A 19,286-nucleotide genomic window follows, 5' to 3' on the forward strand; every position below is an offset into this window, starting at 1 on the left:
CCTCGAACTCTCTCTCGCTAGGCGGCGACGGGCACGGGCTCCGCGGCCTCGGGCGCCTTCTTGCCAACGTATCGCTTGAGGGCGATGGTTGCCAGAGCGGTTACGACGACGCCCGCCGCGATCGAGACGACCCAGAGGAAGAAGTTGTCGATCGCGAAGAAGACGAAGATGCCGCCGTGCGGGGCCTTGGAGGAGACGTTGAAGGCCATCGACAGCGCTCCGGTGAGCGCGCCGCCGAGCATCGACGCCGGGATGACCCGCAGCGGGTCCGCCGCCGCGAACGGGATCGCGCCCTCGGAGATGAACGAGGCCCCCAGGAGCCACGCCGCCTTGCCGTTCTCGTGCTCGGTGGCGTTGAAGTTCTTGTGGTCGAGCACCGTGGCGAGGGCCATGGCGAGCGGCGGGACCATGCCCGCGGCCATGACGGCAGCCATGATGTGGTACGGCGCAGCGTTGGTCGCGCTCGCCGCGCTCAGGCCGGCGACGGCGAACGAGTACGCGACCTTGTTAACCGGGCCGCCGAGGTCGAAGCACATCATGAGGCCGAGGATGACGCCGAGGATCACGGCGGCGGCACCGCTCATGCCTGTGAGCCAGTCATTGAGGGCCTTCGTGACCACCGCGATGGGACCGCCGAGCACCACGAACATGAGGCCGGAGGCCACGATGGACGCGACGAGCGGGATGATCGCGACCGGCATGAGGCCGCGCAGCCAGCGGGGTGCTGGGAGGGACGCGAGCCAGTGCGCGGTGTAGCCGGCGAGGAGGCCGCCCACGATGCCGCCGAGGAACCCGGCGCCCATGAAGCCCGCCACGGCGCCCGCGGTGAAGCCCGGGGCGATGCCCGGCCGGTCCGCGAGGGCGTAGCCGATGTACCCGGCGAGGGCCGGGACGAGGAAGCCGATCGACAGGCCGCCGATCTTGAACAGCACAGCACCGAGGTAGGCGCCGAGGGGGCCCCAGGCCTGCGGTCCGAACTCGGTCGGGAGGCTGAACACGTTGTTCTTGAGGACGATCGTGTCCGCGTACTTCGTGATGTCGTAGCCGCCGAGGAGGAAGCCGAGCGCGATCAGGAGGCCGCCCGCGGCGACGAACGGGATCATGTAGCTCACACCCGTGAGCAGCGCTCGCTTGAGCTTCTTTCCGACGGACTCGCTCGTCTCGGAACCGGAGGCGGACGACGCCGCGCCGGCCGCTCCGCGGGCGATCCGCCGGCCGTTCGGGTCGGCGGCAACCGCCAGGGCCTCGTCGAGCATGACGCCCGGCTCATCGATGCCGCGCTTGACCGGCGACTGCACGTACGCCTTGCCCGCGAAGCGCTCCTTGCCACGCACATCGACGTCCACGGCGAAGACCACGGCGTCGGCGGCGTCGATGACGGACTGCGGGAGCGGTGTCGAGCCCGCCGAGCCCTGGGTCTCGACCTGGACGTCGATTCCCTTGTCCTTCCCAGCGGCGACGAGGGAGTCCGCGGCCATATAGGTATGCGCGATGCCGGTGGGGCAGGCGGTGACGGCGACAATGCGCCTCGTGGACGACGAGGGCGTCTGGCTCTCTCCGGGTGCGGCGCCCGCCGCTGTCGGCTCGCCTGCTGCGGTGAGTCCGAGGGCCTCGTTGACGAGCGCGACCACCTCTTCGCGCGAAGCCGCTGCCCGCAGGGACGCGGTGAAGTCCTTCTTGATGAGGCTCCGGGCGAGCTTCGCGAGGAGCTTGAGGTGCTCCTGGTCCGCGCCTTCCGGGGCGGCGATGAAGAACACGAGGTCGGCGTCGCCGTCCTTCGCGCCGAATCCGACCTTCTGCGACAGGCGGGCCATCGCCAGCGACGGCTCGGTCACAGCCGTGGAGCGGCAGTGGGGGATGGCGATGCCTCCGGGGACGCCGGTGGCGGTCTTCTGCTCGCGCGCCCAGGCGTCCGCGAACAGCCCGTCCACCTCTGTGGCGCGGCCGGCATCCGCAACGAGTCCGGCCAGGTGCCTGATCACGTCGGCGGGGGAAGAGCCCAGCGACGCATCGAGCACCACGAGCTCGGGGGCGATGAGTTCGGTCATGATGAGTCCTTCTCAGAGGGCCGTGACGGTCACGGCAGAGGGGGTGGTCTGGTTCGCTGCCGGGACGGTGGATCCCGGCAGGGACGCGGCGGCGGCCCCGTGGGCCACTGCCTGGCGCAGGCGGCCCTCGGCGTCCGCCCCAGTCGAGTCGGCCAGGAGGTACCCGGCCAGTGAGGAGTCGCCGGCACCGACGGTGCTGACGGCCCTGATGGGCAGGTGCGTGGCGTGCCACGCGCCGTCCCGTGTGACGAGCACGGCGCCCTTCGACCCGAGGGTCGCGAGCACCGCTCCGACCCCGGCGTCCACGAGCGCCCGTGCCGCCTTCGCGGCGAGCGCCGGGGAGGCCTCGAGTTCGGCCGGTGTGCCGGTGTCCTTCAGGCCCACGAGTCCGGCGAGCTCCGCGAGCTCGTCCGCGTTGGGCTTGAGCAGCTCTGGCCTGCCCGAGAGGGAGGCCGCGAGCGGCGCGCCGGAAGAATCGACAGCGATCTTCGGCGCGTTTCCGTCGGCGGCCGAGCGCAGGCGCTCGGCCGCCGTGGCATAGAAGTCCTCGGGAACCCCCGGGGGGAGCGATCCTGCGAGGACCACCCAGGAGGCCCCACGGGCGCGGTCGACGAGGAGGGCGAGCAGGGCCTCCTGGAGGGCCTGGGAGAGTTCGGGGCCGGGCTCGTTGACCTTGGTGGTGACGCCGTCGGGCTCCGTGAGGGCCACGTTCGAGCGCAGCGGCGCCCCGATGGGCAGCGCCGCGTACGGCACGCCCGTGGCGGCGAGGCCGGCGACGACGGGATCGGAGGCATCCCCCGGGAGGACGGCGAGCGTGTCGAGCCCGGAGGCGCGCAGCGCGCGGGCCACGTTCACGCCCTTGCCGCCGGATTCCTGCCGCACCGAGACGGCGCGCTGCACCTCGCCCCGCAGCAGGGGTGCGCCCAGCTCGACCGTGCGGTCCAGGCTCGGGTTCGCGGTGAGGGTCACGATCATTGCTTCCCTGCTTCCAGTACGTCGACTCCGGCGTCCGCGAGGGCGTCGGCGACGTCCCCCTCGGGTGCCCGATCGGTCACGATGGCGTCCAGCTGGTCGAGGCGCGCGAACTGCACGAGCGCCTCGACGCCGAACTTGGTGTGGTCCACGAGGGCCACGACGCGGCGCGCGCAGCGCACGAAGGCGGCCTTGACGGCGGCCTCCTCGACGTCCGGCGTGCTGAGCCCGAACTGGGCGTGCAGGCCGTTCGCCCCGACGAAGGCGAGGTCCGGGCGGAGGCGCTCGACGGCGTCGACCGTCGCCGGCCCCACCGCCGCCCGGGTGAGCGGGCGGATCCGGCCGCCGAGCAGCTGGACGTTGAGGTTCGCATCCGCCGCGAGCTTGTCCGCGATGGGCAGGGCGTTGGTCACGACGACGAGGGGAGCGCCGTCCAGGGGAGCGCCCATGAGGCGCTCCGCGAGCGCCTCCGTGGAGCTGCCCGCGTCCAGGAGGACGCTGCCGGCGCGGGAGGACTCGATGAGGTCCGCCGCGGCGTCCGCGATGGCCCGCTTCTCGAGGAGGTTCTGGATCTGCCGCTCAAGGAGGCTGGCCTCCGCGGTGGCGCTGCGCTCGGCCGGGACGGCGCCGCCGTGGACGCGACGGAGCACGCCGGCGGACTCCAGCGCCGCGAGGTCGCGGCGCACGGTCTCGGTGGTGACGGAGAAGCGCTCGGCGAGCTCGGTGACGCTCACCCGGCCGACCTCGGCGACACGGTCGGCGACGAGCCGCTGACGCTCTTCTGCGAACATCGACATGCCCGGCACCTCTCCTCTCTGAGCCCCTCGTCCAGCCTGTGGTCTCCATCACACGAATGTGGGATTGATTGACTGTATCTGCGTTTATGTTGGAAAGTCAAGGGGTTCCACATAAACGCAGACGGGCCCGGCGGAGCGCGCGCTCCGCCGGGCCCGTCCGGGTCCCTGGGCCGCCTAGATCTCGCGGCTGTCGCGCCGGGTGACGGCTTCGCCGGTCTCCGGGTCCACCAGCTGACGCGACTCGGTGACCCGCCGCCGCGGGCGCGAGCTGCCCATCATGACGAGCGAGACGACCAGCCCCAGGACGCCCACGCCGATGAGGATGTAGCCCACGAGTGTCTGGTCGATGAACGGGATGAGGCCCGGCGTCACCGCGAATGCGAGGATCGCGCCGATGGCGATGAGGAAGATTGACGCACCGATGCCCATGATGAGCTCCTTCCGCCGCTGCCGGTGCACTGGCAGCGCTCCAAGCCCGCGGGGCGCGGGTCGCCCCTGACTTTCCCCGCCGGCGTCCGTCTGAAACAGTGCGGGCCAGCCCGATCCGCTCGCTACGCCAAGCGCGAAGGGCGCGGGACATGTCCGGCGCCCGGGGCTAGCCTGTGCAGATGGCGAAGAAGAACATTGCCCTGCGGATCGCGCAGGACACGGCGCACCAGACGATGTTCGACGCCCGTGGCCAGGCGACCCCCCGCGTCCACCGGGCCCTCCTGGCGGCGGTGGACGTGCAGCGCCCGCTCGTGCTGGCCAACCTGCGCCGGCTGCACCGACAGTACCCCAACGATTCCCCCGCCCAGCTCGCCCGGCGCCTCGAGCGCCGTTATCTGGCGGCGGTGGGCGGGACCGGCGTCGCCGTGGGCGGCACCGCGGCGATTCCCGGTCTGGGGACCATGACGTCGCTGGGCCTCTCCGCCGCCGCCACGGTGGGCTTCCTCGAGGCGACCGCCCTCTACGCGGCCTCGATCGCGGAGCTCCACGGGGTGCACCTCGAGGACCCGGACCGAGCCCGGACCACCATCATGGCGCTCATGCTGGGGGAGGAGGGCACGGCCCTGCTCTCCGCGCTGGGCGGGCAGGCCCTGGGCCGTGGCGGACACCCGGCCAGCGCGTGGGGCGTGGCGCTGAACCGGTCCATGCCGTCGCAGGCCGTCAAGGTACTCCAGGGCACCGTGCAGCGGCGCTTCCTCACCTGGCTGCTCAAGCGGCAGGGCGGCGCGCTCGTGGGCCGGGCCCTTCCCTTCGGGGTCGGCGCGGTGGTCGGCGGGGCCGGCAACCTCCTCATGGGGCGCGCCGTGGTGCGTGCCGCCCAGGCGGCGTTCGGCCCGGTGCCGGACGTGCTGCCCGCCGAGACGCCCCAGGAGGCCGTCGAGCGTGAGATCGAGCAGCGCCGGGCGCGGCTGCTCGAAGGCCGCGCCGGGATCGAGCCGCTCGCAGACTGAACTGCGGGCCGGTCCGCCTCCCGGACGGCACCGGCCGCCCGACGGCGCAGCCCGCCCGAGGCGGCCACGCGCCGTCGTCCGTCTAGCCGCCGAACACGGCATGCGCCGCGGCGAAGATCAGCAGGCCTGCCAGGGCGCCCACCACGGTGCCGTTGATGCGGATGAACTGGAGGTCCTTGCCGACCTGGAGCTCGATCTTCTCCGAGGTCTCCTGCGCGTCCCAGCGGGCCACCGTGTCCTCGATGACGCCCGCGATGTCGTCGCGGTAGGTCGCCACCACGTAGGACGCCGCGTCCGCCACCCACGCGTTGACCTTCCCGGCCAGCTCCTCGTCCTCGACGAGCCGGGCGCCGAAGTCCCGCACCGCGGTGGTGAACCGCTGGTGCAGCTCGCTGCGCGGGTCCGAGACCGCCTCGAGCAGCACCCGCTTGAGCGTGGCCCAGGTGCGGCCGGCGAGGCTGCGGACCTGCGGGTCGCCGAGCACCTGCGCCTTGATGCCCTCCACCCGGGCGATCATGGCAGGCTCGTGCTGGAGGTCCTGGGCGAGGTCCCTCAGGTACGCGTCGATGGACCGGCGCACCTGATGGTCCGGGTCCGACTGCACGGCCGCCACGAACTTGGACAGCTCGATGTAGATCTTGTCGCCGACGAGGTCGTTGGCGAAGCTCGGCACCCAGGAGGGGGAGCGGTCCGAGACGACGCGGGTGACCGCCTCGTAGTTCGCCGCGACCCAGTCCGCCGCGCGGTCCACCAGCAGGTCCACGAGCTGGTGGTGGTGGCCCGCGGCGAGGACCTGGTCTGCCACCCGGCCGAGCGGCGGCCCCCACGGCGGGGCGAGCAGGTGGCGCCGCACCATGCCCTCGATCACGGCCTGCACGTCGTCGTCGTTGAGCACGGTGAACGCCCCACGCACGACGGCGGCGCCCTCCTTCGCGACCCGCTCGGCGCCCGCGGGGCTCGCCAGCCAGGTGCCTGCCTTCCGCGCGACGTCGACGCTGTCCAGCTTGGCGCGCACCACGGCGGAGGAGAGGAAGTTGTCCCGCACGAACCCGCTGAGGGACGCCCCGATCGCGTCCTTGCGCGTGGGGATGATGGCGGTATGGGGGATGGGCACCCCGAGCGGGTGCTTGAACAGCGCGGTGACGGCGAACCAGTCCGCGAGCGCCCCCACCATGCCGCCCTCGGCGGCCGCCCGCACGTACTGGAGCCACGCGTACCTGTCCTGGAGCGCGAACGAGACCGCGAAGATGACGGCCATCCCGATCAGGAGGGAGAGGGCGAGGGCCTTCATCCGGCCCAGGGCGGCGGCCCGCTCGAGGTCGGTCGGACCGGAGCCGGACTCCGCTCCCGGGCGGGGGCCTGGGGTGCGGTTCAGCGTCACCATGCCTCAACCCTACCGGCGGGGGCGGACAGCCGGATGCCCCGCCTGCGGGGGGACAGGCGGGGCATCCGGGTCTGGGGTGGGCCGGGGCGCGGCTCAGCGGGCGGCGGCGGCCTCCTGGGAGTCTGCGAAGGACTTCCAGCCGAGGTAGCTGCCCTCGAGCTCGACGACCTCGTACCCGGCGCGGCGCAGGGCGCTCGCGGCGACGGAGTTGCGGACGCCGCTCTGGCAGTAGCTCACGATCACGCCCTCCGAGGGGAGCTGGTCCGTGTGCCACAGGACGCGGCCGGCGCTGAGCTGCTCCGAGCCGGGGATGTGGCCCGCGGCGTGCTCGGTCTTGTTGCGCACATCGAGCACGAGTGCGGCGTCGAAGCCCTCGAGGTCCGCAGGCTCCAGCGTGCGGGGGGCCGTCATGGGAAGGCCCTCGAGGGTGGGCGTGAAGCCGGCCACGTTGTCGATCCCGACGCGCACGAGCGAGTCCCACATGCGGCCCGCGGCCTCCTCGTTCTGGGCGAGGAGCACGAGCGGGCGGGAATCGGTCTCGGGGTCGTAGGCCCATCCGCCGTAGGTGGCCATCTTGCCGCCGGCGGGGATGTTGAGGGCCCGGGCCACGGTGCCGCGGTGGACGTCGGCGTGGTGGCGGGTGTCCACGAACGTGATCCGGTCCGCGGCCAGGTCCTCGGCGATCGCCTCGGTGGAGAGCTCGGGGAGCGCGCCGCGTCCGCCCATGACGGCCGGGCCGAGGCGGTTCTGGCGCTTCATGCGCCCGAAGTAGGCGTGCGCGTCGGGCTGGCCGTCGAGGAGCTCGCGGACGAAGCCCTCCTCATCGTTGGCCGCGAGGTAGGGGGCCCACCAGGCGAACAGGCGCTCGTAGCCGACCGTGGTCGACGGGATCGCGCCCAGGGCCTTGCCGCAGGCGCTGCCGGATCCGTGGCCGGGGTGGACCTGGACGTGGTCCGGGAGGGTCAGGAACTTCTCCTTGAGGCTCGTGAAGAGCTGGCGCGCGCCCTCGAAGCGGGTGTTCACCCCGCCGGCGGCCTCGTCGAGCAGGTCGGGGCGGCCGAGGTCGCCCGAGAAGACGAAGTCGCCCGAGAGGAGGTAGCCGGGCTCGTCGCTGAAGGCGCCGTCCTTGATGAGGAACGAGAGGTGCTCGGGGGTGTGGCCCGGGGTGTGCACGGCAGTGACCGTGATGTTGCCCAGCTGGATGGTGCTGCCGTCGACCAGCCGCTCGGCCTCGAAGCCGTACTGCCAGTCCTCGCCGCCCTCACCGGAGACGTAGAGGTCCGCGCCGGTGGCAGCGGCGAGCTCCCGGGAGCCGGAGAGGTAGTCGGCGTGGATGTGGGTCTCGGTGACCGCGACGATCTTCATGCCGTTCGCGGCGGCGAGCTCGAGGTAGGGGGCGATGTCGCGCCGGGCGTCGACGACAATGGCCTCGCCCTTGGCCTGGCAGCCGATCATGTAGCTGGCCTGCGCCAGGTCCTGGTCGTAGATGCGCTCGAGCAGCATGGCTCTCCTTCCGTTGGGATACCCCTAGGGGTATTGCTTCTCCTCCAGAATAGTACCCCAGGGGGTATGACGCAATCTGGGCGTCGGATCGGTCCGATACCCTTGCGCCATGACCAGCCGCCCCCTTGTGTATGCCCATCGTGGTGCGAGCGCGCGCTTCGCCGAGCACACGCGCGCCGCCTACCTCCAGGCGCTCGCCGACGGCGCGGACGGCGTCGAATGCGATGTCCACCTGACCCGGGACCAGCACCTGGTCCTCCTGCACGATGCGAACCTGGACCGCACCTCCAGCGGCACGGGGCCCGTGGCGGAGCGGACCCTCGCCCAGCTCCGCGAGCTCGACTTCTCCTCCTGGAAGGGCGTCCGGGTCCCGGACGAGTTCGGGGCCCAGAGCCAGCAGCTCCTGACGCTGCCCGAGCTGCTGGACCTGCTGGTCGCCTCCGGGCGCGAGGTGGGCCTCGCGATCGAGCTCAAGCACCCCAGCCCCTACCGCCGTGCTCTCGAGGACCGCGTGCTCGAGCTGCTGCGCTCGCGCGGGTGGGAGCCGGAGGCCTCTCGGGTGGGGGGCGTCCAGGTCAGCTTCATGAGCTTCGACGCCGAGGCCATCGAGCACCTCCTCTCCTCGGTCCCCGCCCGCCACGTCTGCATGCTCGTCGATGACGTCTCGGTCGAGGAGCTGCGGCAGTCGGCCGCGCTGGGGGCCCTCACGGGCGGCGCGGTCGCCAACGTCCTCAAGGCGGCCCAGCTCGACGCCGAGGCGATCCTCGACGAGGGCCGCGTGGGCATCGCCGGCCCCGGCATCCGCTACATCCGGGACCACCCCAACCGCGTGCGGGCGTGGCTCGAGGCCGGCCTGACCTTCCGCGTCTGGACCGTGGACGCGCCCGAGGACGTGGAGCACTGCCTCGCCGTCGGCGTCCAGCAGATCACCACCAACCGCCCCGCCGAGGTGCTGGCCCAGCTGGGGGCGGCCCTTGGCTGAGGCGGATCCCCGCCCGGATCCTGAACCCGAACCCGAGCACGACGGCGCGGGGCCGGTGCCGCTGCGCCGCTCGCCGGCGGCGCGGATCGGCCTCTCGATCGCCGTCGCGACCGGCCTCTACGGCGTTTCCTTCGGCGCGCTCGGGGTCGCCTCGGGGCTCGACGTCCTCCAGACCGTGGCCCTGAGCCTGCTCATGTTCACCGGCGGCTCGCAGTTCGCCTTCATCGGGGTGCTGGCCGGAGGCGGCTCGGGCGCCGCCGCGACCGCTGCGGCGACCCTGCTCGGCGTGCGCAACGCGGTCTACGGCATGCAGCTCAACGCGATGTTCGCCCCTGCCGGCTGGCGCCGCTTCGTCGCTCCGCAGTTCACGATCGACGAGTCCACGGCCACGGCCGTGGGCCAGGAGTCGCCGACCGAGCAGCGTCGAGGATTCTGGGTGGCCGGCGTCGGGGTGTTCGTGCTCTGGAACATCTTCACGGCCGTGGGCGCCCTGGCGGGGAACGCCCTCGGCGACCCCAAGCAGTGGGGGCTCGACGGCGCCGCCGTGGCCGCGTTCCTGGGGCTCCTCTGGCCGCGGCTCAAGGGCCGCGAGCCCTGGGCGATCGCCGTGGTCTGCGCCCTCGCGACCGTGCTCGCGGTGCCGTTCGTGCCGCCCGGCGTCCCGATCCTCATCGCGGCGCTCGTCGCCGCCGTCCTCGGATGGGTCAGCCATGCGAGGGCCGCCTCGGGCCGGCCGTCCGCGGGTGCCGGGGTGGAGGGGCTGGGGCCGGACCTCGACCCCTATTCCCGCCGGGACCCCCGCGGGGACGGCGGCCAGGGCGGGGGCCGGGCATGAGCCTGTGGGCCTGGATCGTCCTCGCCTGCGCAGCCGCGTATGCGCTCAAGCTGCTCGGCTACCTGCTGCCGCGCCGATGGATGGACAACGAGCGGATGCTCCGCGTCGCGGGCACCGTCACCATCGGGCTGCTGGCGTCCCTGACCGCCGTCAACACGTTTGCGGGCGGCCAGTCCCTCGTGCTCGACGCCCGGCTCGGCTCCCTCGCGGCGGCCGCCGTCGCGCTCGTGCTGCGGGCCCCGTTCCTCGTGGTGGTGATCGCCGGCGCCGCCGCGGCCGCGCTCCTGCGCCTCCTCGGCTGGGGCTGACCGCCCAGCCCCTTCTGAAGGTCAGCTTCTGAAGGTCACGTTCTGAAGGTCACGTTCTGAAGGTCACGTTCTGAAGGTCACGTTCTAAAGGTCACGTTCTGAAGGTCACCTGAGGTGACTCCCAGAACATGACCTTCAGATGGAGAGGGGCCGTTTCGGTTCAGCGACGCGGCTCGTCCGAGCCGGGCTGCTGGCCATAGGGGCTCGGGCGCTCCTGGCCGTACTGCTGAGGCTGGCCGTAGGGCTGGGGCTGGCCGTAGGGCTGGGCCTGCTGGCCGTACTGCTGGGGCTGGCCGTAGGACTGGGGCTGGCCGTAGCCGCCCGGCGCCACGAGAGCGCCCTTGCCGAGGTACTGCGCCTGGCCGTAGCCGAGCATGGGCACGAAGACGATCGGCAGCAGCACCAGGCCCACCGTGTAGGCGGAGTCCTTGCCGAACGACTTGGACAGGTCGTTCATGACGAGGATGCCGAACACGGCCGCCGCGATCCACGTGATGAAGTTCAGGACCGGGATCACGCTCGAGGCGATGATGACCCAGAACCACCAGGCCGGACGACCCACGATCTGGGTGATCAGCACGTAGAAGTTGTAGAAGGGGACGTAGGCCTCCCACGCCGGACGGCCGGCCTTGGTGAAGATCCCCATATACAGGAGTCCAACGACGGCGAGGCCGATGACGGCACCGAAGAGCCCGCCGATGAGGCCTGCGGCGGCGTCTCCGGAGGAGGTCCCGTATGTCGTGGATGCGGCGACAGAGAGCATGGTCATGCCCCAGACGCTAGCGGGCACGCCCCGGGTCCGCCATGGGGAGAGCTCCCCGCCGTCAGAGGGGCAGCTCGACGCCGGGGATCGGGCCGAGCGGAGGCAGCGGCCGGTTCTCCCGGTGGGTGCGGATGGCGTCCTCGACGAGCGCCACGTACCGCTGCCACGCGAAGGACCCGGGCTCCAGCGTGTCGCCCGCACCGATGAGCATGGCGACGAGGCGCACCATGTCGATCAGCTGGAGCTCCTCGCGCAGGGTGCCCTCCCGCTGGCCACGCTGGAGGAGGACCCCGAGGGACTCGATGAGCTTGCCGGCGAGCCCCACGAGCAGGCTCCGCCGACCCGCGACGGCCGAGAGCAGGTTGTGCTCATCATTGGCCACCTGCATCACCGCGCTGAGGACCTCGACGAGGCCGGAGGCGGCGTCGGGGTTGTCCAGCGCCATCTCGGCCACCGGCTCGACCTTGACCTTGATCTGCCGCTCGACCGCGGCGAGGACCAGCTCGTCCTTGTCGGCGAAGTTCCTGAAGAGTGTGGCTGGGCCGACCCCGGCCCGGTCCGCGACGGTCTTGAGGGACACGTTCGGGCCCTCTTCGCGGAAGCAGTCGAGGGCCGCCGTGATGATCTTCTCGATGTTGCGTGCCGCGTCGGCGCGCATCGGCTTGCGCCACGCCCGTTCCTGCTGCATACCTCAACAGTACCCATCCGAGAGTCCGGGTGTCGCCTACATGACGGTGCGCTCCCAGCTCGCCGGCCGAGCCGCGGTGGCACACTGGTGCGCATGATCGTCGCGTTCTCTGTATCCCCCTCCGGCCCCGCGCCCGACGCCGGCCGCCCGGCTGAGGCGGCCGACTCGCCGTCGTCCGCTCCCTCCGACTCCGTCCACGAGGCGGTCGCGGCAGCGGTCAGGATCGTGCGGGAATCCGGCCTGCCGAACCGCACGAGCTCGATGTTCACCGAGATCGAGGGCGAGTGGGACGAGGTCATGGACGTCGTGAAGCGCGCCACCGAGGCCGTGGGCCGCTATGGGTCGCGGGTCTCGCTCGTCCTCAAGGCCGACATCCGCCCGGGCCACACCGGTGAGCTCACCGGCAAGGTAGAACGCCTCGAGCGGGCGATCGCGGGCCAGGGCGCAGAGCCCGCGGGCGGCTGACGCGCCGGTCCGCCACGGCGCTGTCGCGGCCTCGGCACGAGGTGCCAGACTGGCGGCATGGTCGAACACGTCGCGCAGCCCGAATGGACCGAGGTCGAACGGTGGCTCACGCGGACCGTCGTGAAGCCCGGCCCGGAACACGAGCGGGCCCTCGAGACGGCCGAGGCTCGTGGCATGCCGCCGATCGAGGTGCAGCCCACGTCCGGCAAGCTGCTGAACCTCCTCGTCCGGATCTCCGGAGCGGCGCGGGTGCTCGAGATCGGCACCCTGGCGGGGTTCAGCAGCATCTGGATGGCGCAGGCCCTGCCCGCAGGCGGCCACCTCGACACCCTTGAGTACCTGCCGGAGCACGCCGACGTGGCGCGGCAGAATCTCGCCGCCGCGGGCCTTGCCGAGAAGGTCACCGTGCACGTGGGCCGTGCGCTCGAGACGCTCGCGCGGCTGTCCGGACCCTATGACCTCGTCTTCATCGACGCCGACAAGCAGAACAACTCCCGCTACCTCGAGTGGGCGGTCAGGCTGGGGCGGCCGGGCACCGTGGTGGTGCTCGACAACGCCGTGTGGGAGGGCACGCTCCTGCACCCTGACGGCGGGGACCAGGACGCGCCGTTCATCGTGGAGTCCCTCGAGCTCCTCGGCGGCCCGCTCTTCGACGCGACCGTCGTGCAGACCGCCGGGTCCAAGGGCTGGGACGGCTTCGCCCTGGCCGTGGTGAGGTAGCGCGATGGTCCAGCACAGCGGCACCCCGCCCGAGCGCGCCTTCGAGATCACCGGCGCGACGCCCGATGGCGCCGAGGCGGTGCTTGCGGTCAAGGACGCCTCGTGGCGCGAGGCCTACGCCCACCTGCTCCCGGCGGCGTTCCTCGCCGGCGGCCTCGGCGACTCGCCCGCACGCACCGAGCGCTGGCGCCGCTTCCTCGCCCCGGAGTCGCCCGGGCGGTTCGCGCTGGTCCGTTTCCGCGGGCGCGTGGTCGGGTTCGCGGGGGCCGGCCCCGCCCGCGACGACGATGCCCCCGCGGAGGAGGAGCTCTACACCGTCTACGTGCTGGCCGAGATGCACGGCACGGGCGCGGGACGGGCGGTGGTCGAGCGCGTCCTCGCGGACCGGCCGGCATCCCTGTGGGTCTTCGAGGACAACCCACGGGCCCGGGCGTTCTACGGCAAGCTCGGCTTTGTGCCGGACGGCGCCCGCCACCTCGACGAGATCGGCGGGGCAACGCTGCCCGAGATCCGCATGGTCCGCGGCGCCCGGGGGGACGCCTGATGGCCGCCCAGCAGGGTCAGGGCCCGGTGGCGGGCCTCTACCCGATCAGCACCGGCAGCGCCGAGCTGGTGCCCGACGGGGATTCCCGGGACGGCTGGCTGCTGAAGATCAACGGGGTCCAGAGCTCGCACATCGTCCTGTCCGACCCGCTCCGGCTCGATTTCGAGTACATGCGCTGGATCGTGGCCCTCATCGAGGACCGCTTCGACCCCGAGCGCACCGAGCGGCTCCGTGCCCTCCACCAGGGCGGGGGCGGCTGCTCCATCCCCCGATACCTCGCCGCGCGCTACCCGGACGCGCGGCAGGTCGTCGTCGAACTCGATGCGAAGCTCGCCGACTACGTGCGCGGATGGTTCGACCTGCCGCGCGCGCCGCTGCTGCGCATCCGCGTCGGCGAGGCCAGGCAGGTCACCGAGTCCCTCACCCCGGCCACCCGGGACGTCGTGGTCCGCGACGTCTTCGCCGGGTCCACCACGCCGGATCCCCTGACCACTGTCGAGTTCATCGAGGCCTCGGCCCGCCTGCTCGACGCCGGCGGCCTGTTCGTGGCCAACATCGGCAGCTCCCCGGACCACGTCTCTGCGAGGACCGAGGCGGCCGCGATCGCCGCAGTCTTCCCGCACACGGCGATCGTCGCAGATCCGGCCATGCTCAAGGGGCGCAGGTACGGCAACTTCGTGATCGCCGCGAGCACGACGCCGATCCCCGCCTCGCCCGCGCTGCGTCGCCGCCTGCTCGGCGGGGCGCTGCCGGCCCAGGTCTGGGACGACGGACGGGTCCGAGCGTGGGTCGGGGCCGCGGAGCCGCGACGCGACGGGGCGTCCCCGGGCGGCGCTGGCCCGCGGGGTGCGTGAAGGCCCAGCTGCAGGGTGGCGCAGACGGTGTGCGGCCGGAGGCCGCTCCGCACCCGCCTCAGACGGGGCTGGGCTCCGGGTCTGCACCCTCGCCAGAAGGGACGGGCCGCCCCTCGGACGCGTGCTTCAGGCCGAGGAGCATGGGACGCGAGCGCTCCATCTGGTCGCGCAGCGCCTCGGCCACCGCGGCCACGGCCGGCTGCCGGTACGAGTCGGGCCGCAGCACCATCCAGTAGGGGAGCTGCTCGCGGAAGTAGTCGGGGAGCAGCCGCACCAGGTCCTCGTGCCGGTCCGCCATGAAGCACGGCAGGAAGCCGATCCCTGCCCCGGCCCGGGTCGCCTCGACGTGCACGAACACGTTGGTCGACGTCAGGCCGTCCCGCATCTCGGGTGCGAGGCGGCGCGGCGTGTCGAGGTCGTCGATCTGGAGCATCGAGTCGACGAAGTACACGAGGCCGTGGCGGGCCAGCTCCTCGGGCGTCCGCGGAGCTCCGTGCCGGGCGAGGTACTCGCGGGAGGCGTACATCCCCAGCGTGTACTCGCCGAGCCGGACCGCGTGGGCGCGGTGGACCTGCGGCTCGCCCTCCACGACGACCTCGAGGTCCACTCCGGAACGCTGCTGGAGGGCACGCCGGGTCACAGTCACGAGCTCGACGGTGAGCCCTGGGTGCTCGGCCCGCAGCCGGGCCACCGCGGGAGAGGCGATGTAGGCGCTGAAGCCGTCCGTCGCCGTCATGCGCACCACCCCGGTGATGGGGTCCTCCCTGCCGGGACCCAGGCGCCCTACAGCGTCGGCGACCTGGGCCGCCACGCCCACGGCCCGCTCGCCGAGCGGGGTGAGCTCCCAGCCGCCTGCGGCGCGGGCCAGCACGCGGCCGCCGAGGGACTTCTCGAGGGCCGCGATCTTGCGCGCCACCGTGGTGTGGTTCAGACCTAGGCTCTCGCCCGCCGTCGTGAACTTCCCGGAGCGGGACACCTCCAGGAGCACGAGGAGGAGATCGGGGGAGGGCTGCGCCGACGTCATGGGGACACCCTACGGGTCCATCTGCAAATCTGCACAGGATCAGTGCTGAATTGATCATTGAAGGCGCAGTCCTGCGCAGGGAATACTCGTCGGGACATGTGATGGGCGTCATACCGTGAAGACGCCCGCGAGGCCCCGAATGTGAGCCGTGTCAGTGACGACACCCAGGAGGCACCCCCTATGAGCGTTGATCAGCGCTCCGCCGGCAGCACCGAGCAACCACTGCTGAAGAAGATCGTCTCCGCCTCGATGGCGGGCACGGTGGTCGAGTGGTACGACTTCTTCCTCTACGCGACCGCGTCCACGATCGTGTTCAACAAGATCCTCCTGCCCAAGATGGGCAACGAGTACGACGCGATCATCGCCGCGTTCCTCACCTACGCGGTGGGGTTCATCGCACGCCCGCTCGGCGGCATCGTGTTCGGCCAGATCGGCGACAGGATCGGCCGCAAGCAGACCCTGCAGATCACCATCATGCTCATCGGCGCTGCCACGGTGCTCATGGGCTGCCTGCCGACCTACGCACAGATCGGCATCTGGGCTCCGATCCTCCTCGTCCTCCTCCGCTTCATCCAGGGCCTCGCGCTCGGCGGCGAATGGGGCGGTGCCGTCCTGCTGGTGGCCGAGCATGCGCCGGATGCGAAGCGCGCGTTCTGGTCGTCGTGGCCGCAGGCGGCGGTGCCGCTGGGCAACGTCCTCGCGACCGTGGTCCTGTGGGTCATGACCTCGGCACTCTCCTCCGACGCGTTCCTCGTCTGGGGCTGGCGCGTGGCCTTCTGGCTCTCCGCCATCGTGGTGATCGTGGGCTACGTGATCCGCACCAAGATCGACGAGGCGCCGATCTTCCAGGCCGCCAAGGCCGAGCTCGAGACCGAGAAGGCCGCCGGCTACGGCGTCTTCGAGGTGCTCAAGCGCTACCCGCGCGGCGTCCTCGTGGGCATGGGCCTGCGGTTCGCGGAGAACATCCTGTACTACCTCGTGGTCACGTTCTCGATCGTCTACCTCGGCACCGGCCTGAAGATGAACACCGCCTCGATCCTCGGCGTCATCGCGATTGCGCACATCTGCCACTTCTCGATCATCCCGGTGATCGGCCGCTTCGCCGACCGCATCGGCCGCAAGCCGGTCTACCTCGCCGGCGCGATCCTCGGCGGCACCTGGGGCTTCTGGGCCTTCCCGGCGTTCGGCACCAAGAACGTGTTCGTCATCCTGTTGACCATCATCGTGGGCCTGGTCTTCCATGGCCTCATGTACTCCGGCCAGCCGGCCATCATGGCCGAGATGTTCCCGACCCGCATGCGCTACTCCGGCGTCTCGATCGCCTACCAGGTCACCTCGATCGTGGCCGGCTCGCTCGCCCCGGTCTTCGCCACCGAGTGGCTCAAGGCGACCGGCTCGTGGTGGCCCACGGCGGTCTACCTCGCCGCCGCTGGCGTCATCACCCTCATCGCCGTGCTCGCCATGCGGGAGACCAAGGGCGCCTCGCTCCACGCGCTCGACGCCGCGGACGCCGCCCGCGTCCGGGGCACGGTGTCCGAGGCAGGAGCCCGCGCATGAGCCTCAACGGCCGCAGGGCACTCGTCACCGGCGGCGCGGCAGGCATCGGCGCCGCGGTGGCCCGAGGGCTCGCGGACCGGGGCGCGCACGTGGTGGTCGCCGACCTCGACGGAAGCGCCGCCGAGAAGCTCGCCGCGGACCTCGGCGGCACGGCGTGGGCCGTGGACCTGCTCGACACCGCCGCGCTCGAGGACCTGCGGCTCGACTGCGACATCCTCGTGAACAACGCGGGGATCCAGAAGGTCGCCCCCATCCACGAGTACGACCCGGAGGCGTTCCGGCGGATCCAGCGGCTCATGGTCGAGGCGCCGTTCCTCCTGGTCCGGGCCGCCCTGCCGCACATGTACGAGCGCGGCTGGGGCCGGGTCATCAACCTCAGCTCGGTCCACGGCCTCCGCGCCTCCGCCTTCAAGAGCGCATATGTCACCGCGAAGCACGCCCTCGAGGGCCTCTCGAAGGTCACCGCGCTCGAGGGCGCGGAGCACGGCGTGACGTCCAACTGCATCAACCCGGGCTACGTCCGCACGGCACTCGTGGAGAAGCAGATCAAGGACCAGGCGCTGACGCACGGCATCCCCGAGTCCGAGGTCCTCGAGAAGGTCATGCTGACCGAGATGGCCATCAAGCGGCTCGTCGAGCCGTCCGAGGTGGCCTCACTGGCGTGCTGGCTCGCCTCGGAGGACGCCGGGATGGTCACCGGCGCGTCCTACACGATGGACGGCGGCTGGTCGGCCCGCTAGGTCCGGCCGCCGTCCCGCCAACCCGAGCACAACGACACAACTCAGCGCCGTTTCCGCCCCGAAAGGGGCAGGAACGGCGCTGAGTTGTGTCGAAATGCCCGCGGGCGCCGAGGGTTACGCGCGCACCCGGTCGTCCGGGGAGACCACGGGCAGCGGGGCGGTCTCGTCGAGGAGCGCCGGCCGGCGCCGCCCGTCGCCGCGGACCCACAGGGCATACGCCCCGGCGAGCAGGCCGATCCAGGCGCCGCCCACCACGAGGGCCACGCGCGTGTCCTCGAACCAGCCCAGGAGCACGGTCACGAACGCCATGAACGCGATCGCGAGCACCGAGGCCACGGGCCACAGGGGCGAGGGGAACTCGCTGGGCGCGAGCGCGTACCGCCGGATCTCGCGCTTCATGGCCACATGGCTGGCGAGGATCATGGCCCAGACGAACACGGTGGCGAACGTCGCAATGGAGGCGATGACCGTGAACACGTCCTCCGGGATCAGCGCGTTGAGCACCACCCCGACCGCGAGCACGCCGGTCATGACCACCACGGTCATCCACGGCACTCCGCGCGACGACACCCTCCCGAACGAGGCCGGCGCGTGGCCCTGCTGCGCGAGGCCGAACAGGACGCGCCCCGCGCCGAAGATGTCCGAGTTGATCGCGGAGAGCGCGGCGGTGATGACGATCGCGTTGAGCACATTGGCCGCACCGGGGATCCCGAGCCCGCTGAAGATCTGCACGAAGGGGCTGCCCTGGGCGCCCACCTGGTTCCACGGGAACAGGCTCATGAGCACCGCGAGCGTGAGCACGTAGAAGAGCAGGATCCGCACGGGCACCGTGTTCACGGCCTGCGGAATGGCCTTCTTGGGGTCCGCGGCCTCGCCCGCCGTGACCCCGACCGTCTCGACGCCCCCGAAGGCGAACACGACCACCGAGAAGCACGCGAGCAGCCCGCCGAAGCCGTTGGGGAAGAGCCCGCCGTTCGCGACGAGCTGGTGCACGCCGGCCTGGCCGCCGGAGGGGGAGGAGAAGCCGAAGGCGATGAGGGCGGCGCCGCCGGCGATCATGGCGATGATGGCGGCCACCTTCACGAGCGAGAACCAGAACTCGAGCTCGCCGAAGACCTTGACGCTGAGCAGGTTGATGGCCGTGAGCACGAGGATCACGGCGGCGATCCACACCCACCGGTCCACCTGGGGGAACCAGAAGCCCATGTAGATGCCGAACGCGGTGATGTCCGCGAGTGCCACGATCGCCATCTCGAAGACATAGGTCCAGCCCGTCGCGAAGCCCCAGAACGGGCCGAGGTACCGGCCGGCGTACTGGCTGAACGAGCCGGCCACGGGGTGCCGCACGGCCATCTCGCCGAGCGAGCGCATCACCATGAACACGGCGGCACCGGCGATCATGTAGGCGATCAGGACGGCCGGCCCCGCCGCCTGGATGGCCTCGGCGGAGCCGTAGAACAGCCCGGTGCCGATGGCCGACCCCAGGGCCATGAACCGGATGTGCCGGACGTTGAGGCCGCGGCTGAGCGCGGCGGGATGAGTGGTCTGCATGGAGTCCTCACGTCGTTGGGAAGGGGCCTTCGGGCCAGGCTCCTCCCACTGTGCCGGGCCCGGCGGGGGCTGTGAGTGGCGTCACGACCAGAGTGTGTCTCGCATGCCAGAT

Annotated in this window: 20 protein-coding genes; 10 read left to right on the forward strand and 10 right to left on the reverse strand. The window is 71.7% G+C overall.

Annotated elements, in window-relative coordinates:
* Window positions 1-17 precede the first annotated feature (17 nt).
* The 4 genes from SA2016_RS01675 to SA2016_RS01690 form a co-directional block, all read right to left on the reverse strand.
* Entirely contained in the window at window positions 18-2,048 is a 2,031-nt protein-coding gene (locus tag SA2016_RS01675; protein WP_066494631.1) for a PTS fructose transporter subunit IIABC, read from the reverse strand.
* Between the two features lie 12 nt (window positions 2,049-2,060).
* Window positions 2,061-3,023: a 1-phosphofructokinase family hexose kinase gene (locus SA2016_RS01680; protein ID WP_066494632.1), complete on the reverse strand. Its 963-nt coding sequence runs from the start codon at window positions 3,021-3,023 to the stop codon at window positions 2,061-2,063.
* The gene (locus SA2016_RS01685) at window positions 3,020-3,811 is read right to left on the reverse strand and encodes a DeoR/GlpR family DNA-binding transcription regulator (protein ID WP_066501817.1); all 792 of its coding nucleotides are present in this window, start codon (window positions 3,809-3,811) and stop codon (window positions 3,020-3,022) included. Before SA2016_RS01685 ends, SA2016_RS01680 begins: the two co-directional genes overlap by 4 nt.
* 180 nt (window positions 3,812-3,991) lie before the next feature.
* A complete protein-coding gene (locus SA2016_RS01690) occupies window positions 3,992-4,246 on the reverse strand; it encodes a DUF6458 family protein (protein WP_066501820.1) in 255 nt (84 codons plus the stop codon).
* 179 nt (window positions 4,247-4,425) lie between these two features.
* On the opposite strand from SA2016_RS01690, the gene SA2016_RS01695 reads away from it, so the two are divergent.
* Window positions 4,426-5,256, forward strand: a complete 831-nt coding sequence (locus SA2016_RS01695; RefSeq protein ID WP_066501823.1) for a hypothetical protein — start codon at window positions 4,426-4,428, stop codon at window positions 5,254-5,256.
* 82 nt (window positions 5,257-5,338) lie between these two features.
* Here the strand turns inward: SA2016_RS01695 and SA2016_RS01700 are convergent, their stop codons facing one another.
* Window positions 5,339-6,640 carry a DUF445 domain-containing protein gene (locus SA2016_RS01700; protein WP_141305569.1) on the reverse strand — a complete coding sequence of 434 codons (1,302 nt, stop codon included), beginning with the start codon at window positions 6,638-6,640 and terminating at the stop codon, window positions 5,339-5,341.
* Window positions 6,641-6,733: 93 nt separating this feature from the next.
* Window positions 6,734-8,143, reverse strand: a complete 1,410-nt coding sequence (locus SA2016_RS01705) for an MBL fold metallo-hydrolase (RefSeq protein WP_066494633.1) — start codon at window positions 8,141-8,143, stop codon at window positions 6,734-6,736.
* Between the two features lie 109 nt (window positions 8,144-8,252).
* Here SA2016_RS01705 and SA2016_RS01710 point away from each other — a divergent pair, with 109 nt between their 5' ends.
* From SA2016_RS01710 to SA2016_RS01720, 3 genes are read left to right on the forward strand one after another with little or no spacing between them, the layout of a single operon-like run.
* Complete coding sequence (locus tag SA2016_RS01710) at window positions 8,253-9,125, forward strand: glycerophosphodiester phosphodiesterase (RefSeq protein WP_066494634.1); 873 nt, start codon at window positions 8,253-8,255, stop codon at window positions 9,123-9,125.
* Window positions 9,126-9,180: 55 nt separating this feature from the next.
* Window positions 9,181-9,960 carry an AzlC family ABC transporter permease gene (locus SA2016_RS01715; protein ID WP_066494636.1) on the forward strand — a complete coding sequence of 260 codons (780 nt, stop codon included), beginning with the start codon at window positions 9,181-9,183 and terminating at the stop codon, window positions 9,958-9,960.
* On the forward strand, window positions 9,957-10,268 hold the full coding sequence (locus SA2016_RS01720; RefSeq protein ID WP_066494638.1) for an AzlD domain-containing protein: 312 nt from the start codon (window positions 9,957-9,959) through the stop codon (window positions 10,266-10,268). The genes SA2016_RS01715 and SA2016_RS01720 overlap by 4 nt, the downstream gene beginning before the upstream one ends.
* 160 nt (window positions 10,269-10,428) lie before the next feature.
* Here the strand turns inward: SA2016_RS01720 and SA2016_RS01725 are convergent, their stop codons facing one another.
* Both SA2016_RS01725 and SA2016_RS01730 read right to left on the reverse strand, forming a co-directional pair.
* Window positions 10,429-11,037: a DUF5684 domain-containing protein gene (locus SA2016_RS01725; RefSeq protein WP_066494639.1), complete on the reverse strand. Its 609-nt coding sequence runs from the start codon at window positions 11,035-11,037 to the stop codon at window positions 10,429-10,431.
* Window positions 11,038-11,092: 55 nt separating this feature from the next.
* Window positions 11,093-11,719: a TetR/AcrR family transcriptional regulator gene (locus SA2016_RS01730; protein WP_066494640.1), complete on the reverse strand. Its 627-nt coding sequence runs from the start codon at window positions 11,717-11,719 to the stop codon at window positions 11,093-11,095.
* A gap of 93 nt (window positions 11,720-11,812) precedes the next feature.
* On the opposite strand from SA2016_RS01730, the gene SA2016_RS01735 reads away from it, so the two are divergent.
* From SA2016_RS01735 to SA2016_RS01750, 4 genes are read left to right on the forward strand one after another with little or no spacing between them, the layout of a single operon-like run.
* Complete coding sequence (locus SA2016_RS01735) at window positions 11,813-12,184, forward strand: thiamine-binding protein (protein WP_066501827.1); 372 nt, start codon at window positions 11,813-11,815, stop codon at window positions 12,182-12,184.
* Window positions 12,185-12,241: 57 nt separating this feature from the next.
* A complete protein-coding gene (locus tag SA2016_RS01740) occupies window positions 12,242-12,904 on the forward strand; it encodes an O-methyltransferase (RefSeq protein ID WP_066494641.1) in 663 nt (220 codons plus the stop codon).
* 4 nt (window positions 12,905-12,908) lie between these two features.
* Complete coding sequence (locus SA2016_RS01745) at window positions 12,909-13,448, forward strand: GNAT family N-acetyltransferase (RefSeq protein WP_066494642.1); 540 nt, start codon at window positions 12,909-12,911, stop codon at window positions 13,446-13,448.
* On the forward strand, window positions 13,448-14,302 hold the full coding sequence (locus tag SA2016_RS01750) for a spermidine synthase (protein WP_066494645.1): 855 nt from the start codon (window positions 13,448-13,450) through the stop codon (window positions 14,300-14,302). The genes SA2016_RS01745 and SA2016_RS01750 overlap by 1 nt, the downstream gene beginning before the upstream one ends.
* 58 nt (window positions 14,303-14,360) lie before the next feature.
* On the opposite strand, the gene SA2016_RS01755 is transcribed toward SA2016_RS01750, so the two are convergent.
* Window positions 14,361-15,326: a LysR family transcriptional regulator gene (locus tag SA2016_RS01755; RefSeq protein WP_084249232.1), complete on the reverse strand. Its 966-nt coding sequence runs from the start codon at window positions 15,324-15,326 to the stop codon at window positions 14,361-14,363.
* 180 nt (window positions 15,327-15,506) lie between these two features.
* Between SA2016_RS01755 and SA2016_RS01760 the strand changes: the two genes are divergently transcribed.
* Complete coding sequence (locus SA2016_RS01760) at window positions 15,507-16,883, forward strand: MFS transporter (RefSeq protein WP_066494647.1); 1,377 nt, start codon at window positions 15,507-15,509, stop codon at window positions 16,881-16,883.
* Window positions 16,880-17,623 (forward strand): 3-hydroxybutyrate dehydrogenase, encoded by a 744-nt coding sequence (locus SA2016_RS01765; RefSeq protein WP_066494649.1) that lies wholly within the window; start codon window positions 16,880-16,882, stop codon window positions 17,621-17,623. The genes SA2016_RS01760 and SA2016_RS01765 overlap by 4 nt, the downstream gene beginning before the upstream one ends.
* A gap of 114 nt (window positions 17,624-17,737) precedes the next feature.
* Here SA2016_RS01765 and SA2016_RS01770 read toward each other — a convergent pair whose 3' ends face one another.
* Window positions 17,738-19,174 carry an amino acid permease gene (locus SA2016_RS01770; protein WP_066494650.1) on the reverse strand — a complete coding sequence of 479 codons (1,437 nt, stop codon included), beginning with the start codon at window positions 19,172-19,174 and terminating at the stop codon, window positions 17,738-17,740.
* Between the last annotated feature and the right edge of the window lie 112 nt (window positions 19,175-19,286).

It is taken from the genome of Sinomonas atrocyanea, assembly GCF_001577305.1.
Taxonomy (GTDB): Bacteria; Actinomycetota; Actinomycetes; order Actinomycetales; family Micrococcaceae; genus Sinomonas; species Sinomonas atrocyanea.

What these genes read in the sequence shown, in the direction of transcription:
- SA2016_RS01675 (WP_066494631.1), bottom strand. Translation starts at nt 2,048, where the DNA reads ATGACCGAACTCATCGCCCCCGAGCTCGTGGTGCTCGATGCGTCGCTG.
- SA2016_RS01680 (WP_066494632.1), bottom strand. Translation starts at nt 3,023, where the DNA reads ATGATCGTGACCCTCACCGCGAACCCGAGCCTGGACCGCACGGTCGAG.
- SA2016_RS01685 (WP_066501817.1), bottom strand. Translation starts at nt 3,811, where the DNA reads ATGTTCGCAGAAGAGCGTCAGCGGCTCGTCGCCGACCGTGTCGCCGAG.
- SA2016_RS01690 (WP_066501820.1), bottom strand. Translation starts at nt 4,246, where the DNA reads ATGGGCATCGGTGCGTCAATCTTCCTCATCGCCATCGGCGCGATCCTC.
- SA2016_RS01695 (WP_066501823.1), top strand. Translation starts at nt 4,426, where the DNA reads ATGGCGAAGAAGAACATTGCCCTGCGGATCGCGCAGGACACGGCGCAC.
- SA2016_RS01700 (WP_141305569.1), bottom strand. Translation starts at nt 6,640, where the DNA reads ATGGTGACGCTGAACCGCACCCCAGGCCCCCGCCCGGGAGCGGAGTCC.
- SA2016_RS01705 (WP_066494633.1), bottom strand. Translation starts at nt 8,143, where the DNA reads ATGCTGCTCGAGCGCATCTACGACCAGGACCTGGCGCAGGCCAGCTAC.
- SA2016_RS01710 (WP_066494634.1), top strand. Translation starts at nt 8,253, where the DNA reads ATGACCAGCCGCCCCCTTGTGTATGCCCATCGTGGTGCGAGCGCGCGC.
- SA2016_RS01720 (WP_066494638.1), top strand. Translation starts at nt 9,957, where the DNA reads ATGAGCCTGTGGGCCTGGATCGTCCTCGCCTGCGCAGCCGCGTATGCG.
- SA2016_RS01725 (WP_066494639.1), bottom strand. Translation starts at nt 11,037, where the DNA reads ATGACCATGCTCTCTGTCGCCGCATCCACGACATACGGGACCTCCTCC.
- SA2016_RS01730 (WP_066494640.1), bottom strand. Translation starts at nt 11,719, where the DNA reads ATGCAGCAGGAACGGGCGTGGCGCAAGCCGATGCGCGCCGACGCGGCA.
- SA2016_RS01735 (WP_066501827.1), top strand. Translation starts at nt 11,813, where the DNA reads ATGATCGTCGCGTTCTCTGTATCCCCCTCCGGCCCCGCGCCCGACGCC.
- SA2016_RS01740 (WP_066494641.1), top strand. Translation starts at nt 12,242, where the DNA reads ATGGTCGAACACGTCGCGCAGCCCGAATGGACCGAGGTCGAACGGTGG.
- SA2016_RS01745 (WP_066494642.1), top strand. Translation starts at nt 12,909, where the DNA reads ATGGTCCAGCACAGCGGCACCCCGCCCGAGCGCGCCTTCGAGATCACC.
- SA2016_RS01750 (WP_066494645.1), top strand. Translation starts at nt 13,448, where the DNA reads ATGGCCGCCCAGCAGGGTCAGGGCCCGGTGGCGGGCCTCTACCCGATC.
- SA2016_RS01755 (WP_084249232.1), bottom strand. Translation starts at nt 15,326, where the DNA reads ATGACGTCGGCGCAGCCCTCCCCCGATCTCCTCCTCGTGCTCCTGGAG.
- SA2016_RS01760 (WP_066494647.1), top strand. Translation starts at nt 15,507, where the DNA reads ATGAGCGTTGATCAGCGCTCCGCCGGCAGCACCGAGCAACCACTGCTG.
- SA2016_RS01765 (WP_066494649.1), top strand. Translation starts at nt 16,880, where the DNA reads ATGAGCCTCAACGGCCGCAGGGCACTCGTCACCGGCGGCGCGGCAGGC.
- SA2016_RS01770 (WP_066494650.1), bottom strand. Translation starts at nt 19,174, where the DNA reads ATGCAGACCACTCATCCCGCCGCGCTCAGCCGCGGCCTCAACGTCCGG.